Here is a 15,651-nt window from a genome sequence, read left to right on the forward strand (position 1 = left end):
ATGCTTGAGTTCTACTTAAAAAGTGGGAGCGCGATACAGGTCGTAGGTCTGGCGAATCATCAGCGCGGCGCTGAAACGCTCGCGGACGATGCTCCGTCCTTGGTTGCCGAGATCGAGCAGGCGTGGCTTCTGGATGATCGTCAGCACATCAGCCAATGCCTGGTGATCACCGGACGGGAAGACATAACCGGAGACTTCATTGGTGACCAGTTCAGGCAGCGACGTGCAGTTGCTGGCGATTACCGGCAAGCCCATGGCCATGCCTTCCAGCGGCACCATGGCGAAACCTTCCCAGCGACTCGGCACGATCAGCGCATCGGCTTTCTGGTACAGCGCCTGCACTTCGCTCGGCGTGACCCATGGCAGGTATTCAACAGAGTCCATCGGTGGGCACTCCACCGCGTCCTCATTCACCGCGCTGCCGACCACGGTCAGTTTCAAGTCTTTGCGCTGCACATTGGCGAAGGCCTTGAGCAGCACGTCGAAGCCTTTCTGATAATCGAGGCGACCGACGAAGAGCAGATGAATCGGCTCGGGACTCGCCGCTTTCGGCGCGTCATCCTTGCGGTGAATGCCGTTGTAGATCAGCTTCATGCGCTTGCGCTCGATGCCGAAGCGCGCGGCTTTGTCGAGTTCGTACTGGCTGACGCAAATGATCACGTCGGTGACTTTCTGCAGGACTCGCTCGATCCACGCATAGACTTTCTGCTTGGTCGGCGAGCTTTCCATCAGGAACGAAAACGCGTGTGGGCAGTAGACGATTTTCGGCTTGCGCCACGGTCGCAACAGCACACACACGCACCGGCCGATGACTCCGGAAAAGGTGCTGTGCAAATGCACCACATCGGGTTTTTCCTTGAGCATCACCTGGGTCAGGCGCCAGGCAAAACGCAGTAGCGACGGCACATTGCGCCCGGTACGCGGGAAGGTGCGGATCTGTTGCGCGCCGATGCCGTGCAACTCTTTGGCCTGATCATCCGGAACCAGATAGACCAGCTCGTAGTTCGCCGCATCGCCTTCAGGCGAAGCCGAAATCGTCCGGATCACCGTCGCGACGCCACCTTTGATCGTCTCTGCCACGTGCAGTATTTTCTTCACAAATCACCCACTTCAAACAGGAAAAAACAGTCGCTGACAGTCAGGATTTGTCGGACGCGTATTCGTAGTTGTAATAGCCGTAGCCGCCATTGCCGTAGTAGCTGGCGGCACGCTTCTCGACGCCGTTGAACACCGCGCCTTTCAACTCGATACCGTTCTGCGCGAAGCGGCGAATGGTCAGTTCGATCTCTTTGGCCGGGTTCACCCCGAAGCGCGTAACGATCAGGCTGATCCCCGCTTCACGGCCGACAATCGCCGCATCGGTCACCGCCAGCAGCGGCGGTGTATCTATGATCACCAGGTCGTAGCGCTCGCTCAGTTCCGCCAGCAGCTCGCGGAAGTTGGCGTGCATCAACAGCTCGGACGGATTCGGCGGCACCTGGCCACGGCTGATGAAGTGCAGGTTGTCGATTTCGACTTTGTTGATCGCCTGATCGATGCTGCAGCGCTTGACCAGCAGGTCGGACAAACCGTTGGTGATCGGCGTGTTGAGGGTTTTGTGCAGGTGACCTTTGCGCATGTCGGCATCGATCAGCACCACGCGCTGCCCGCTCAACGCCATGACCGCTGCGAGGTTGGACGAGACGAAGGTCTTGCCGACTTGCGGGCTCGGCCCGGAAATCATGATGCGGTTGTTGGTCGAATCGAGGCCGGCGAAGTGCAGGCAGGTGCGCAGGCTGCGGATCGATTCGATCGACAGGTCGGTCGGGTTACGCAGGGCCAACAGGTATGCCGGCTTGTCGACACCGTCGCGGGCGCGGCCTTTTTTGTTGTCCTCTTCATCCTGCAAGGCGCTGTACGGGATCGACGCGTACACCGGCAAACCGAGTTGTTCGATGGCTTCCGGGCCTTCGAGGCCACGGCTCAAGGATTTGCGCAGCAGCACCAGAGCGACGCCGACGAAGGCCCCCAGGAATGTGGCAATCAGCACAATCAGGGCTTTTTTCGGTTTGACCGGGCTGGTCAGGTCGACATCCGCCGCGTCGACCAGACGCACGTTACCCACGGCACCGGCGCGGACGATGTCCAGCTCCTGGGATTTGTTCAGCAACTGCGTGTAGATCTGCGAAGCGACTTCGACATCGCGGGTCAGGTTGAGCAATTCCTGCTGTGTCGCGGGCAGATCGCCGACTTTGCCTTCCAGCGACTTCTGTTGCTGGGTCAACTCGCCAATCTGGCTCATCAACGCGCGATAGGCCGGGTGCTGTTTGGTGAACTTGCGATCCATCTCCGCCTGCTGCATTTTCAGCTCGGAGATCCGTGTTTCCAGCGCCACCGACTGACCGAGCACCGATTGGGTTTCCAGCGAGATGTTCACGGTCTTGCCGTGGGTCTGATAGGCGTTCAGCGCATCGCTGGCCTTGGCCAGATCACGTTTGACCTGCGGCAACTGGCTTTGCAGGAAGGCCAGGCTCTGCGCCGCTTCCGCCGAGGTGCGACGGACGTTTTGGTCGACGTACAGCGCAGCGATCTTGTTGAGGATCTTCACCGCTTCGGCGGCGTCGCTGCTGGCCAGCGCCAGTTTGATAATCCCCGATTCCTTGCCCTGCTCGGAGATATCCAGCGCGTCCTGATAACCCTGAATGGTCACGATCCGTGGGTTGCGCACCACTTCGAAACGCGTGCCGGGGTTGGCCAGCAACTGGCTGATCTGCCCTTCTACGCCGTCCTGCGCAAAGGCTTCGCCGGCGATGCCTTCGACCAGCAGGTTGTCGTTGTCATCGAGTAACTGGAAGTGCTTCTGTTCGCCGGCGATCAGGGTGAGTTTCTTGCCGAGCAGTTCTTTGGGCAGATTGAGCCGGGCAAACTCCAGGCGCTCACCGCCCCAGGCGTAGCTGTTCAAACCGAAACGCGGCGCGGCGACGCTGGTCTCGGTCTCGCCGCGATAACGCCGGGCGAGAAAACCGCCAATCATCGGGAAGGTGTTCGGGGTGACATCGATGTCCAGGCGCAGGTCGTCGACGGTTTTGCCGATCACCGCGCGGGATTTGATGATGCCGATTTCGGTCACCGACGGCGATTGCCCACCGAGCATGCTGTTGAGGTCGGAAAAACCGAGCATGTCGTTCTTTTTCGGCTCGACCTGCACCAGCGCATTCGCCAGGTACACAGGCGTGGCCAATACCGCGTAGGCCACACCGGTGACCATGAAGGCGCCGGTCAGTGCACCGATCAACCATTTCTGGTCGATCAAACTGCCGAATATACCGAGCAGATCAATACTGTCTTGATCATTGTCGCGGGTGCCGATGACGGACGGTAACTGCATAAGTCTGTTCTTACCATTCATTGATCTGAAGAATATTCATCAACGCGCGAGGCGTTGTGCCCATGAGCTAACAGCATCTTCAATCAATGCATGGGCATGAATAAAAGCGGCCTTGCCTTGACGATACGGATCTTGTATTTCGCGCTCGCTCTGCCACTTGCCGAGCAGAAATACTTTGCCCCTCGCATGAGAGGCAATCTTCAATACTTGATTAACATGCTGTTTTTCCATGACCAGAATCAGGTCTGATTCATTGACGATGTCTGCGGTCAGTTGCCGTGCGATGAAGCCTTCGGCGTTATGGCCATGGTCTTCGAGCACTTGCCGGGCGGACGCTTCGACGCCCTCGCCCACCCGTGCCGACAGGCCTGCGGAGGAGACGGTGATCGCTGAGGGGGCCAGCGCGTTACGCAGCATCAGTTCTGCCGTCGGACTACGGCATATATTGCCCACGCAAACGACAAGGATCTTTCTGAACAAGGTTTTACTTTCCTGTGTAATGTCAAACGGCCAACATCCCGAGAGCAATTTAATGAACCCTCAGATCTTTCTTCACTCGGAAATAGATTCGCCCTGTTAGTACCGAAGCATTAAGTACCACAGCGTTTAAAAGCCCCCCAACCACAATTAGCGGACTAAAAATAACTGTGATTTTCGCGTGATTGTTTTCCGACAAAAAATAACATTCGCGCACTAAGTGCCATCACCTCACTCGAAAATTGAGCAACGAGATCATTTATTCGCAGTTGTCACTTCTCTTCGGGAGAGCAGACATGAAAACAACACATCTCAAAAAACTCGGCGCGTTGGCACTGATGATGGCCGGGGCTGCAACTCAGGTTCACGCCAGCGAACTGTTTCCCAACCTTCCGGCGAAGAACATCGGCGTGCAGGTGAAGATCCAGAACTTCACGGCCGCCGACGCCGCGCAGATCAAGTCGGCCGGCTTCGGTTTTGTCCGCTTCGGTGTGTGGAGCGACAGCCTGACGGCCAAGACGTATCAGAAACAGGTCAGCGATGCCTTTGCGGCGGCGCAATCTGCAGGCCTGCCGGTGTTGCTGACGGTCCGCGCGATCAAGGCGTTGCCCGCCACATCGAGCGCCGAGCTGACCACTGCCGGTGAAGGCTTCGCCAAAGCCGTGACGGGGCTGCAACAGTCGTACAGCGCGCAACTGGTGGCGATCGAGCTATGGAATGAACCGGACCTGGAAACCTACTGGCCGACGCGCAATTTCGACACCACGTTTGTGCCGTTCATGAGCGGCGTGTGCAAGGCGCTGCAAGAACAGCCGCCATCGACGCCGGTGATCGGTTACGGTTTCGCCCGCCCACCTAGCGCAGGTTCTGCTTCAACGGTGGCACTGAGTCGCATCGTCAGCGAATACCCCAAATGCCTGAACGCTGTGTCCTATCACCCCTACGGCATGACGGTTACGCAGATCAGCAACGCGCAGAACTTCATTCAGCAGAACTTTCATGTGCCCGGGATCATCAGTGAGTGGGGTATTTCGGCACTGGCCTCCAACGGCGGGCCTGAAGGCCAGGCGAGCAAGATCAACGCGTTTATCGGCGATGTTAAAAAACTCAACATCCCGCTGACGTCCATCTACGAATGGAAGAACAGTGATTCGGGCAGTAACGATCGCGAGAAGAACTTCGGCCTGCTGACGTCCGACGGGCAACCGAAACCGGCGCGCATGTCGGTCGAAGCCCTGTTGAACGCTCAATAGTGCGTGTCCAACCGACCTGTACGCAGGTCGGTTGCTTTGAACCTGTTGGCCGTTTTGGCATCGTATTCATCGATACCGCGCCCCGCCTTTCAAACAATCGTTTTCAGGTTGTTGCCGCAGGGGCCATCGATACACGCACCTACCCTTGAGTGGCCGTCAGCGCTCGGGTAATGTCATCAGACCCATAGGACAGAGCACGCCCATGACTTCCAAGCTGGAACAACTCAAACAATTCACCACCGTTGTTGCCGACACCGGCGACTTCGAAGCGATCTCCCGGGTCAAACCGGTCGACGCCACCACCAACCCTTCCCTGCTGCTCAAAGCGGCGGCCATTCCGGCCTACGCCGAGCTGCTGAACGCCTGCGTCAGCGACTGCAAGGGCGATGTCGGCCTGGCCAGCGACCGTTTCGGCGTCGCAGTGGGTCAGGAAATTCTCAAAGTGATTCCGGGCCGCATCTCCACCGAAGTGGATGCACGCCTGTCGTTCGACAAGGACGCAGTGCTGAAACGCGCGCATCGCTTGATCGAGCTGTACGACAAGGCCGGCATTGGCCGTGATCGCGTACTGATCAAGATCGCCTCGACCTGGGAAGGCATCCGCGCCGCCGAAGTGCTGGAGAAGGAAGGCATCCAGACCAACCTGACCCTGCTGTTCTCCTTCGCTCAGGCCGCCGCTTGCGCTGACGCCGGGGTGTTCCTGATTTCGCCATTCGTGGGCCGCATCTACGACTGGTACAAGAAGGCCAACGGCAACGACTACACCGGCGCTGATGATCCGGGCGTGCAGTCGGTCACCCGCATCTACAACTACTACAAGGCCAATGACTACAAGACCGTGGTCATGGGCGCGAGCTTCCGCAACCTCAATCAGATCGAGCAACTGGCCGGCTGCGACCGCCTGACCATCAGCCCGGACCTGATCGATAAACTGGCCGCCGACACCGGCAAGCTGGAGCGCAAACTGGCCCCGGGCAACGCCGGTGAAGCCCGTCTCAGCCTCAATGAAGCGCAGTTCCGCTGGTTGTCCAACGAAGACGCGATGGCCACTGAGAAGCTGGCTGAGGGCATTCGTCAGTTTGCTCGCGACCAGGAGAAGCTTGAGGCGCTGTTGCAGGCCAAGCTGTGATTTGAGTGGGTGAAATGAAAAAGGGCGAATCCTGGTGGATTCGCCCTTTTTTATGGCTGCTGGATAATTCTAGTGTTCTTGCGACCGCTTGCTCGCGAAGGGGCCAGCCCAGACAACATCACGTCATGAGATCAATGCCGTTCGAGGGCATTCACCAGGTCATGGAACGCTTCACGATTGGAGTCGTTGAGGCCCATGAGGATCTTGTGCGCTTCGAGCACCTTGATCCGCACCACTTCTTCCGACTGGTCCTGATCCGGCAGATCGTCCAGGCACTCCGGGCATGGCACCGGGTGGTTGACGATGTTGAACACCTGCTCGAAACCCATCGATTGCAACAGACGGGTGATGTCTTCGTGGGTGGTGACGACAGTCGGCAGCAGGCCGACCTTCTGCCGCGACAGGATCGACAGTTTGGCCAACAGGCCCAACGTCGTGCTGTCGATGCTGCGGGTTTCGGTCAAATCGATCACGATCGCGTTGAAATTCAGCGCGGTGAAGATTTTCTCAATAGTCGCATCCAACGCCGAACACAGGGTCAGGCGAACTTCACCGACGAACTTGAGGACGAAGGTGCCGTCCTGCTCGGCGAACTGGATTCTACCGGTACTCATTAAAGATTCCTGCTCAACACCAACAGGGCGATATCATCCGGCATCTCCCCTAGCGTGGCCAATCCAAACACTTGCCGCAGACCATCCAGGCTGCCGCCCGCCGACTTCACCCGTTGAGGCAAAGCGGCTTCTTTTTCTTTGAGCGTAGGTTCTGGCAAAAGATCCAGAATGCCATCGGACATCAGCGTCAGGCTGAACGTCGGCGGCAGCTCAAGCACGTGGTCTTCGTAGGTGGCTTCATTGAAGAGCCCCACCGGCAGACCACGCCCTTCGAGATAACGAACACTGTCAGGCGTGTACAACACAGGCAACGGCAGATGGCCGCCGATGCTATAGGTCAACAAACCGGTCTCCTCGTCGATGACTCCACCGACCATTGTGACGTGTTTACCCAGCTTACAACTGATCAGCCCCCGGTTGATATGACCAAGGACTTCCGAAGGCTTGAATTCCGGCAAGGTGCCGTTGCGCTTGGATTCGAACAGCAAGCGCGTGGTCATGAACTTCAACAGCACAGTGACGAAGGCTGAAGAGGCGCCATGACCGGAGACATCTGCCAGGTAAAACGCGACCCGGCGCTCGTCGACACGGAAATAGTCGACAAAATCACCCGACAGATACAACGACGGGATGATCTGGTGTGCGAACTTGAACTCGTCGATGCTCCACGGGCTTTCCGGCAGCATGTTCATCTGCACCTGGCGACCGGCGTTCTGGTCCTCCTGGAGCAGGTTCAGGCTGGCCTCAAGCTCGCGGTTGGCCTTTTCCAGCTTCTCGCGGTAGCGCTGGTTTTCCAGCAGCAGGCGCGCACGATCCAGGGCCCGGCGCACAGAGTGCTCGAGCACAGCCAGATCTTCGAGAGGCTTGATCAGGTAATCGGCTGCGCCCAGGCGCAGGGCTTCGACCGCGTCGTTCATCACGCCGGCACCCGACACCACGATCACCGGCGTCTGCGGTGACCGCTCGGTGACCTGACGGATCAGTTCGAGACCGCCCATCTGCGGCATGCGCAGATCGCAGATGACCAGGTCGGGCGTGTCTTGCTCGAATACCTGAAGACCCTGTTGGCCGTTGCTGGCCTGCAGGACGCTGAAACCACTGTCTTCCAAATAGGCCGCGAGGCTCGCGCGCACTACTTCGTCATCATCGATTATCAGCAGCGTGGCACTGGTTTTTGGCATGTGGGCAAACGGCGCCAGAATTAGGTTGGCGTAGTTGGCGGGGCATCGGGCCCTGCGCAGACTACTGGATTCGCTTTCTAGCCTCTCTGCTGCACCGCTTTCGAGCATTGTCTGCAAACGCGGTTACACCAGAGGTGCCCTTCTAAGGCGCAGACGGTACTCCCATCCGCAGAGCGTTTCAAGCATGCGCCGATGGTCGCTTGACGACTTTACTTGTCAAATCACCGAGAGTTATAAGAACAGCTCAAACCGTAACCCAATGGAAGGACGAACCTATGAGTCAAACCAGTCGGGACTACAGCGAAAAGCGCGATTTCATCCGCATGCGGGTCGATGCCGATGTCGTGTTGATTCATGAAGGAGATGAGGTTTCAGGGGTGTGCATCGACCTCTCCAGCAGCGGCATGCAGGTCGAAGCGCCGCGCCAGTTCGCGGTTGGCGACCGTTTGAGCGTACGCATCGACTCCGATCACGCCGCACTCAGCGGCCTTGAGGCCGAGACCGAAGTGGTCTGGGTCAGGGCACAGGATGGCGGCGGCCAGAAGCTCGGTCTGACCATTCTGAAGATGAAATAGCTACACACAAAAAAGGCGACCCTGAGGTCGCCTTCCTTTTTACCGGTCGCGATTAAAAATCGTCTTCGACCTGGCCATCCTTCACTTTGAACTCGCGGTTCTGCAAGTAGGCATTGCGGATGAAGGTGTACTTGTCGCCGCTGATCAGCTTTTCGCTAGACAACAGACTGGCGCGGGTGTCGACGATGTTCAGACCGAAGATCGAGTTACGGGTAGGCACGTGGTCGATGTAGCGGTACATACCGGTGTAGCTGTCGACGTACTTGGAAGGCGCATCACGCAAAGTGCTCGGCCCCATCAGCGGCAGCATCACGTATGGACCGCTACCTACGCCCCAGTAACCGAGGGTCTGACCGAAGTCTTCGTCGCTGCGGTTCAGGCCCATTTTGGTGCCGACATCAAAGAAGCCGAGCAGACCAAACGTGGTGTTGAAGATCAGACGCGCAGTGTCAACGCCAGCAGCGGCCGGTTTGGCCTGCAGGATGTTGTTGGCAAGGTTGGTGACATCACCGACGTTGCGGAACATGTTGTGAATGCCGTCTTCGAGGAACTGCGGAGTCACGAACTCGTAACCCTGCGCCAGTGGCTTCAGCGCGTAGGTGTCAACAAAGTCGTTGAACTCGAAGATAGGACGGTTGACGCTTTCCCAAGGGTCTTCTTCCGTTGCCGCCTGAGTGGCGAACGGAGCCAGCAACAGGCCGGCACATACACAAAGCTGAGCGAGCGGATTGCTCCAGCGCATAGAAAAACTCCTTGGATTTGTACTGTCGCGGACATCTGGGTCCGGGTGTTCAGGCCGCTAGTATAAGCGTAAAAGCCCGTTTGGACAGTCTGCGCAATGCAGCAGTCTGTAGGACGCTTCTCGCGTCGCCGTTCACACAGCTGTCATCCAACTGTCACCGGCACAGCCTAGCCTTATCGCTATTTCAGGGACGCTGCCATGACACACGCCGAAACATTGCCCGTCGCCGCGCCGAGCCTGACCGCTGTACTGTTTGGACTCAGCGGTTGTCTGGTGGATTTCGGTGCTCGCGCTCGTCTAAATACCGTCGCCCGGCCCGAATATGCCGAGGCCACGCCGGGCGCGCTCGACAGTCTGCACATTTTGCAGCGCCAGCAGATTCCCTGCGCCTGGCTGGATGAACTGCCCCCTGCCCTCGCCCAATCGTTATCAAACTCGCTACCGGCCTGGATCAAACCCGCGCAATATTCGGCAACAATCAATCCATGGCCTGCGCCGAACGCTTGCTGGCAGGCCCTGATGGATCTGAACGTCAGCAGTCTGGACGGTTGCGTATTGGTCAGCGGTGAGCCGCGCCTGTTGCAGGCCGGCCTGAATGCCGGGCTGTGGACCATCGGCCTCGCCTCCTGCGGCTCGCTGTGCGGCCTGGCGCCGGGGGAATGGCAAGCGCTGAGCCAGAAAGAACGCGAACAACTGCGTGGCAAGGCGACGATGCAACTATTCGGCCTCGGCGTGCATTCGGTCATCGATCATCTGGGCGAGCTCGACACCTGTCTCGCCGACATCAGCCTGCGCCGGCTCAAAGGCGAAAAGCCCTGATCGGGATCATGCAGGTTTGCCGGGAGTGGATTAATCTAAAGGTCAGCCATAGACCTTTGGCGCGCGGCTGCGGTCAATGCCAGTGCCTATTGATAAAAGGAAACCACCATGCCCGCCCAAGAACTGCAAAAACAGCTGAATGCCCTGCGCGAGCAACTGGAGCAGAATCCGCCGCTGTCGGAAGTTGAGCGTGAAGACCTGCGTGTGCTGATGGCGCAAATTGAGTCCGAAATTCAACTGGAAAATGCCACTCAAGACGCCAGCATCGCCGATGGCGTGAATCTGGCGGTTGAACGCTTCGAAGTCGAACACCCAGCGATTGCCGGCACCCTGCGCAATATCGTCAACGCGCTGGGCAGCATGGGGATCTGATTCCCCCCGAAACGCAAAAAGCCCTGCCATCACTGGCAGGGCTTTTTCATGTCTACGATTTGCAATGCATTCCCCTGTGGGAGTGAGCCTGCTCGCGATAGCGGTGTGTCAGTTAACACCATCTTCAACTGACACACCGCTATCGCGAGCAGGCTCACTCCTACAGTTGATCTTTATTGACGCACGAGCCGGTGGTTCGGCAGCTGTACGCTTTCAGTGCTGCGATACGGGTTGATGTCCAGGCCACCGCGACGCACGTAACGGGCAAATACCGTAAGCTTTTCTGGCTTCAGCAGTCGTTGCAGATCAAGGAAAATCCGTTCCACACACTGCTCATGGAAGTCCGAGTGCTGACGGAAGCTGACGATATATTCCAGCAGACTCGCATGATCCAGCGCCGAGCCACGATATTCCACCACCACAGTGCCCCAGTCCGGCTGACTGGTCACCGGGCAGTTGGATTTGAGCAGATGGCTATACACCGTCTCTTCAACAATCCGCGATTCATCGCAACGCAGCAGTTCCGGGCGCGGATGCTCATAGTTGCTGACACTGATATCCAGATCGTCGATGCACACGCCGGGCAACGCCACGACGCCCTCCGCTTCAACGTCCTTCAGGCTGCGAACCCGCACGCCCACCGGTTTGCCGGCGGCGGCAGACAAATCCTTGACCAGCGTCGCTTCCAATGTCGCAACGTCGGCAAACGCCGTCTGGTTCAGCGAGTTCAGGTACAGCTTGAACGACTTCGACTCGATGATATTCGGCGAGTCCGCCGGAATGCTGAATTCGCCAATCGCCACCACCGGTTTGCCCGACGGCAACAGCCACGACAGCTCGAAGCAGTTCCAGAAATCCACACCTTTATACGGCAGGGTTTCGGCGGTCAGACCCAGCTCGGCCCATTTCGCGGTGCGCGGAATCGGGAACAGCAGGGACGGCGTGTACGTGGCGATGTATTCGCTGGATTTGCCCAGCGGCGAGTGTTCGGCTGCGGGATGCATGGCGGAAACCTGACTGAATAATCAGCGGATTCTACCAGCCTTTGCCCGCGCCTTTGAGTGCTTACTGACTGACAGTCAGTTTGCCGACCATGCCCGCCTGATAATGCCCGGGAATATTGCAGGCGAATTCCAGGCTGGTGGCCTTGCTGAAGGTCCAGGTCAGCTCGGCAGTCTTGCCCGGCTCGACCAGCACGCTGTTGGGGTCGTCGTGCTTCATGCCATGGCCCATCGCTGCGTGATCCATCCCCGCCATATCGTGGGACATTTCTTTCATGCCGGTAGGCGTAAGCATGCCGCTCTGCTGCATCTGCAACATTTCCTGCTGGTGTCGGGCATGCATGGCTGCATCGCCGAGGTTGAATTCGTGCAGCAGCTGGCCTTTATTCACCAGCACAAAACGAACGGTCTCACCGGCCTTGACCTGAATCGCCTTCGGGTCGAACGACATGTCGTTCAACACCACTTCAATACTGCGCGTGGCTTTGGCGGCAGGCGCTGGCTGGCCGAAGTCATAGGTGTGCGCGGGAGCTGCAAACGCCGACGAACTCATTGCCAACAAACAGAAGGCCAAGGATTGGCGTAAAAACATGGTCGTTCTCCAACAAGATAAGGTTCAGCCTGTGGGAAACTTTAGCCGGCCTGCGCTGGCATCTACCTGACAGGCAGATTACAACTTTGTCAGGTTGGCGCCTGTCGCCTGCTCTCAAGGTATAAAGCTTTCGTTTCTACACCCCGAACAAAACCGAGTCGCCCATGAAACTGTTGATCGTCGAAGACCAAGCGAAAACCGGCCAATACCTGCGCCAGGGCCTGACCGAGGCCGGGTTCAATACGGAACTGGTGGCCGACGGCAACAGCGGTCAGCAACTGGCGCTGAGCGGAGATTACGCGCTGCTGATCCTCGACGTGATGCTACCGGGCCGCAACGGCTGGCAGATTTTGCACGCAGTGCGCAGCGCCGGGCTGGATACGCCGGTACTTTTTCTGACGGCCAAAGACGCCGTAGAGGACAGAGTGCATGGTCTCGAACTGGGCGCCGACGACTATCTGGTCAAACCGTTCGCCTTCTCCGAACTGCTGGCGCGGGTGCGCAGCCTGTTGCGTCGCGGCAGCGCTACAACCCAGGAAACCAGTCTGCAACTGGCCGACCTGCGTCTGGATCTGATCCGCCGCCGGGTCGAGCGCAGCGGCCAGCGCATCGACCTGACCGCCAAGGAGTTTGCCCTTCTGGAAATGCTCCTTCGCCGTCAGGGTGAGGTGCTGCCGAAATCGCTGATCGCCTCACAGGTCTGGGACATGAATTTCGACAGCGACACCAATGTCATCGAAGTGGCGATCCGCCGATTGCGTCTGAAAATCGATGACGAATTCCCCAACAAACTGATCCACACCGTGCGCGGCATGGGTTATGTGCTCGAAGAGCGTGGCGCCTGATGCGTCGTATGTCCCTGAGTTCGCGCTTGGCCCTGTTGTTTGCCGCCTGCACCGCCGTGGTTTCACTGTTCGCCGGCGTGCTGTTCAACCGCGCCAGCGAGGCGCACTTCATTGAACTCGACCAGCAGCAACTGGACGGCAAGCTGATCGGCCTGCGCCGCGCTTTGCAGGATCTTCAACCCGGCCAACGTGAAGCACGGCTGGCGGATGAGCTGAGTCGCCAGGCCGATCTGTCGTTGCGCATTACCGGCGCCGACGGCCAGCGCTGGTATGACAGTTCGACGCAAATTCCCAAGGATTTACCGCAGCAAACCGGTCTGTCGACGATCAGCAACGACGGTACCGATTACCGCGTACTCAACGCCCCGCTCTACCCGGAAAAACCCGACTCGCCGCAATTGTCCTTGTTGCTGGACATCACCCATCACCAGCACTTCCTCCAGCGCATGCAACATCTGATCTGGCTGACCGTCGGCCTCTCGGCGCTTGCCACTGCTTTGCTCGGTGCCTGGGCCGCACGCAGCGGCTTGCGGCCATTGCGGCGCATGAGTGCAGTCGCCCGTGGGATTTCCGCACAATCGCTGAATGCCCGACTACCAGAAGAACAAATCCCGCCAGAGCTTGCGGAAATGGCCCACAGCTTCAACGCCATGCTCGCACGCCTCGACGACTCGTTTCAGCGGCTCTCGGCGTTTTCCGCCGACATCGCCCATGAACTGCGCACCCCACTGTCGAACCTGCTGACCCACACTCAGGTCACCCTCACCCGCCCACGGCCGATCGAGGATTACCGCGAAGCGCTGCACAGCAACCTCGAAGAACTGCAATGGATGGCGCAACTGGTCAACGACATGTTGTACCTGGCCAAGGCTGACCACGGTTTGCTGATGCCCAAGCGTGAACCGCTGGAGCTGGCGGATGAAACGGATGTGCTTTTGGAGTTTTTTGCGCCGCTGGCGGAGGACGCCGGGGTCAAGCTGACGCGCGAGGGCCATGCGCGGATCGAGGGTGATCGCAGCATGTTGCGCCGGGCCTTATCGAATTTGCTCGATAACGCGCTGCGCTTTACCCCCGCTGAGGGCTACGTGAGTTTGCGGATCGTTGATCAACCGAGCGCTGTGCGCATTTCAGTCGAAAACAGTGGCGAAGGAATTTCTGCAGAGTTGTTGCCACGGCTGTTTGACCGGTTTTATCGGGCCGATCCGGCGCGCCAGGAAGGCAGCAGTGAACATGCGGGGTTGGGGTTGGCGATTACGCAGTCGATCGTCCGTGCCCATGGCGGGCAGATTCATTGCGAATCCGAAGCGGGATGGACGCGGTTTGTGATTGAGCTGCCCAAGGGAGATTGAGGCGAGCAGGCTCGCTCCCACATTGGATCTGCGTCGTTCACAAATCCCCTGTGGGAGCGAGCCTGCTCGCGAAAGCGGTCTAAAGGTTTACGAATATCTCAGGGCGTGAGCCGGCTCGATCTTCGCCGCCCGCCAGGCCGGATACACCGTCGCCAGGAAGCTGAGAATAAAGCCCGCCGAGCAGATCAACAGCACATCCCCAGCCTGCAATTCCGACGGCAAATTGCTGACGAAATACACATCCGAACTGAAGATGTGCTGCCCGCTGACTCGCTCGATCCAGCCCACGATCTGACTGACATTCAGTGCCGCAATCACGCCGAGCACACCGCCAATGATCGTACCGACAATCCCGATCACCGTGCCCTGCACCATGAAGATCGCCATGATCTGCCGGGGCGTGGCGCCGATGGTACGGAGGATCGCGATGTCCGCGCCCTTGTCATTCACCACCATGATCAGGGTCGCGATGATGTTGAACGCCGCCACCGCGACGATCATCAGCAACAACAGGCCGATCATGGTTTTTTCCATTTTCATCGCGCTGAACAGGCTGCCCTGGGTGTGGGTCCAGTCATCAGCCTTGAACTCGGCGCCCAACCCGGCAGCGATGTCCGAGGAGACTTTCGGCGCGGCGTACAGGTCTTTCACCGCCAGGCGCACGCTCTGCACCTGATTCGGTTCCCAATGCTGCATGGTCGCGGCATCGGCGACGTGGATCAGGCCCATCGAGCCGTCCAGTTCAGCACCAACCTTGAACACGCCGACCACGTTCAGTCGCTGCATACGCGGGGTGATGCCACCCGGCGCGGTGCTGACTTCCGGGACGATCAGGGTGATTTTGTCGCCGACATTGAGGCGGAAACGTCGTGCGGTGATTTCACCAATCACCACGCCGAACTCGCCCGGTTTCAAGGCATCCAGACGCCCCTGCACAATGTGCTGGGCAACGATCGACACCTTGCCTTCCTGCGCCGGATCGACGCCACTGATCTGGATCGGCTGCATCAGGCCCTTATAGGAGAGCATGCCTTCCATCTCGGTGAACGGCACGGCGGCAGTCACTTCAGGATTCTTCATCGCGGCGGCAGCCACTGGCTGCCAGTCATCAATCGGCTTTACACCAACGATGGTCGCGTGCGGCACCATGCCAAGGATGCGCGAGCTCATTTCGCGCTGGAAGCCGTTCATCACCGACAACACCACGATCATCGCCAGCACGCCGAGGGCGAGGCCGATCATCGAGGTCATCGAAATGAACGAAACAAAGCGATTGCGGCGCTTGGCGCGGGTATAGCGCGTGCCGATAAAGATCGATAACGGTCTGAACATTCG

Annotated in this window: 16 protein-coding genes; 7 read left to right on the forward strand and 9 right to left on the reverse strand. The window is 58.5% G+C overall.

Annotated features, from left to right (window positions below):
- Positions 1-15 precede the first annotated feature (15 nt).
- From VY732_RS20180 to VY732_RS20190, 3 genes are read right to left on the reverse strand one after another with little or no spacing between them, the layout of a single operon-like run.
- Positions 16-1,098: a glycosyltransferase family 4 protein gene (locus tag VY732_RS20180; protein WP_331691603.1), complete on the reverse strand. Its 1,083-nt coding sequence runs from the start codon at positions 1,096-1,098 to the stop codon at positions 16-18.
- Between the two features lie 40 nt (positions 1,099-1,138).
- Positions 1,139-3,367: a polysaccharide biosynthesis tyrosine autokinase gene (locus VY732_RS20185; RefSeq protein ID WP_331691604.1), complete on the reverse strand. Its 2,229-nt coding sequence runs from the start codon at positions 3,365-3,367 to the stop codon at positions 1,139-1,141.
- A 39-nt stretch (positions 3,368-3,406) separates the two neighbouring features.
- Positions 3,407-3,847, reverse strand: coding sequence for a low molecular weight protein-tyrosine-phosphatase (locus tag VY732_RS20190; protein ID WP_077573818.1), 441 nt, complete (start codon positions 3,845-3,847; stop codon positions 3,407-3,409).
- Between the two features lie 293 nt (positions 3,848-4,140).
- On the opposite strand from VY732_RS20190, the gene VY732_RS20195 reads away from it, so the two are divergent.
- Both VY732_RS20195 and tal read left to right on the forward strand, forming a co-directional pair.
- Positions 4,141-5,097 (forward strand): cellulase family glycosylhydrolase, encoded by a 957-nt coding sequence (locus tag VY732_RS20195; RefSeq protein WP_331691605.1) that lies wholly within the window; start codon positions 4,141-4,143, stop codon positions 5,095-5,097.
- A gap of 202 nt (positions 5,098-5,299) precedes the next feature.
- Entirely contained in the window at positions 5,300-6,226 is a 927-nt protein-coding gene (tal, locus tag VY732_RS20200) for a transaldolase (protein ID WP_038362268.1), read from the forward strand.
- A gap of 131 nt (positions 6,227-6,357) precedes the next feature.
- Here tal and rssC read toward each other — a convergent pair whose 3' ends face one another.
- Positions 6,358-6,840, reverse strand: a complete 483-nt coding sequence (gene rssC, locus VY732_RS20205) for an anti-sigma factor antagonist RssC (RefSeq protein WP_003226553.1) — start codon at positions 6,838-6,840, stop codon at positions 6,358-6,360.
- A complete protein-coding gene (gene rssB, locus VY732_RS20210) occupies positions 6,840-8,021 on the reverse strand; it encodes a two-component system response regulator RssB (protein ID WP_016986724.1) in 1,182 nt (393 codons plus the stop codon). Before rssB ends, rssC begins: the two co-directional genes overlap by 1 nt.
- A 275-nt stretch (positions 8,022-8,296) precedes the next feature.
- On the opposite strand from rssB, the gene VY732_RS20215 reads away from it, so the two are divergent.
- A complete protein-coding gene (locus tag VY732_RS20215; RefSeq protein WP_077573820.1) occupies positions 8,297-8,596 on the forward strand; it encodes a PilZ domain-containing protein in 300 nt (99 codons plus the stop codon).
- Between the two features lie 52 nt (positions 8,597-8,648).
- Here the strand turns inward: VY732_RS20215 and VY732_RS20220 are convergent, their stop codons facing one another.
- Positions 8,649-9,338 carry an MlaA family lipoprotein gene (locus VY732_RS20220; RefSeq protein WP_116030884.1) on the reverse strand — a complete coding sequence of 230 codons (690 nt, stop codon included), beginning with the start codon at positions 9,336-9,338 and terminating at the stop codon, positions 8,649-8,651.
- Between the two features lie 198 nt (positions 9,339-9,536).
- Here VY732_RS20220 and VY732_RS20225 point away from each other — a divergent pair, with 198 nt between their 5' ends.
- Positions 9,537-10,157, forward strand: a complete 621-nt coding sequence (locus VY732_RS20225) for a phosphatase (protein ID WP_077573822.1) — start codon at positions 9,537-9,539, stop codon at positions 10,155-10,157.
- 108 nt (positions 10,158-10,265) lie between these two features.
- A complete protein-coding gene (locus VY732_RS20230; protein ID WP_122596978.1) occupies positions 10,266-10,529 on the forward strand; it encodes a DUF4404 family protein in 264 nt (87 codons plus the stop codon).
- Positions 10,530-10,702: 173 nt separating this feature from the next.
- Here VY732_RS20230 and queF read toward each other — a convergent pair whose 3' ends face one another.
- Together queF and copI are read right to left on the reverse strand one after the other, a co-directional pair.
- Positions 10,703-11,533 carry an NADPH-dependent 7-cyano-7-deazaguanine reductase QueF gene (queF, locus tag VY732_RS20235; protein ID WP_331691606.1) on the reverse strand — a complete coding sequence of 277 codons (831 nt, stop codon included), beginning with the start codon at positions 11,531-11,533 and terminating at the stop codon, positions 10,703-10,705.
- Between the two features lie 61 nt (positions 11,534-11,594).
- On the reverse strand, positions 11,595-12,122 hold the full coding sequence (copI, locus tag VY732_RS20240) for a copper-resistant cuproprotein CopI (RefSeq protein ID WP_331691607.1): 528 nt from the start codon (positions 12,120-12,122) through the stop codon (positions 11,595-11,597).
- 164 nt (positions 12,123-12,286) lie between these two features.
- Here copI and VY732_RS20245 point away from each other — a divergent pair, with 164 nt between their 5' ends.
- Both VY732_RS20245 and VY732_RS20250 read left to right on the forward strand, forming a co-directional pair.
- Entirely contained in the window at positions 12,287-12,967 is a 681-nt protein-coding gene (locus VY732_RS20245) for a heavy metal response regulator transcription factor (protein WP_331691608.1), read from the forward strand.
- Positions 12,967-14,316 carry a heavy metal sensor histidine kinase gene (locus VY732_RS20250; protein WP_123595028.1) on the forward strand — a complete coding sequence of 450 codons (1,350 nt, stop codon included), beginning with the start codon at positions 12,967-12,969 and terminating at the stop codon, positions 14,314-14,316. The genes VY732_RS20245 and VY732_RS20250 overlap by 1 nt, the downstream gene beginning before the upstream one ends.
- Positions 14,317-14,403: 87 nt before the next feature.
- Here VY732_RS20250 and VY732_RS20255 read toward each other — a convergent pair whose 3' ends face one another.
- Positions 14,404-15,648: a lipoprotein-releasing ABC transporter permease subunit gene (locus tag VY732_RS20255; RefSeq protein WP_077573828.1), complete on the reverse strand. Its 1,245-nt coding sequence runs from the start codon at positions 15,646-15,648 to the stop codon at positions 14,404-14,406.
- Positions 15,649-15,651 lie beyond the last annotated feature (3 nt).

The sequence above is a fragment of the Pseudomonas sp. ZY71 genome, from assembly GCF_036542145.1.
In the GTDB taxonomy this organism is placed as follows: Bacteria; Pseudomonadota; Gammaproteobacteria; order Pseudomonadales; family Pseudomonadaceae; genus Aquipseudomonas; species Aquipseudomonas koreensis_A.

Bases quoted from the DNA above. Each gene is read 5' to 3' on its own strand.
- VY732_RS20185 (WP_331691604.1), bottom strand. From the start codon at position 3,367: ATGCAGTTACCGTCCGTCATCGGCACCCGCGACAATGATCAAGACAGT.
- VY732_RS20195 (WP_331691605.1), top strand. From the start codon at position 4,141: ATGAAAACAACACATCTCAAAAAACTCGGCGCGTTGGCACTGATGATG.
- tal (WP_038362268.1), top strand. From the start codon at position 5,300: ATGACTTCCAAGCTGGAACAACTCAAACAATTCACCACCGTTGTTGCC.
- rssC (WP_003226553.1), bottom strand. From the start codon at position 6,840: ATGAGTACCGGTAGAATCCAGTTCGCCGAGCAGGACGGCACCTTCGTC.
- rssB (WP_016986724.1), bottom strand. From the start codon at position 8,021: ATGCCAAAAACCAGTGCCACGCTGCTGATAATCGATGATGACGAAGTA.
- VY732_RS20215 (WP_077573820.1), top strand. From the start codon at position 8,297: ATGAGTCAAACCAGTCGGGACTACAGCGAAAAGCGCGATTTCATCCGC.
- VY732_RS20220 (WP_116030884.1), bottom strand. From the start codon at position 9,338: ATGCGCTGGAGCAATCCGCTCGCTCAGCTTTGTGTATGTGCCGGCCTG.
- VY732_RS20225 (WP_077573822.1), top strand. From the start codon at position 9,537: ATGACACACGCCGAAACATTGCCCGTCGCCGCGCCGAGCCTGACCGCT.
- VY732_RS20230 (WP_122596978.1), top strand. From the start codon at position 10,266: ATGCCCGCCCAAGAACTGCAAAAACAGCTGAATGCCCTGCGCGAGCAA.
- queF (WP_331691606.1), bottom strand. From the start codon at position 11,533: ATGCATCCCGCAGCCGAACACTCGCCGCTGGGCAAATCCAGCGAATAC.
- copI (WP_331691607.1), bottom strand. From the start codon at position 12,122: ATGTTTTTACGCCAATCCTTGGCCTTCTGTTTGTTGGCAATGAGTTCG.
- VY732_RS20245 (WP_331691608.1), top strand. From the start codon at position 12,287: ATGAAACTGTTGATCGTCGAAGACCAAGCGAAAACCGGCCAATACCTG.
- VY732_RS20250 (WP_123595028.1), top strand. From the start codon at position 12,967: ATGCGTCGTATGTCCCTGAGTTCGCGCTTGGCCCTGTTGTTTGCCGCC.
- VY732_RS20255 (WP_077573828.1), bottom strand. From the start codon at position 15,648: ATGTTCAGACCGTTATCGATCTTTATCGGCACGCGCTATACCCGCGCC.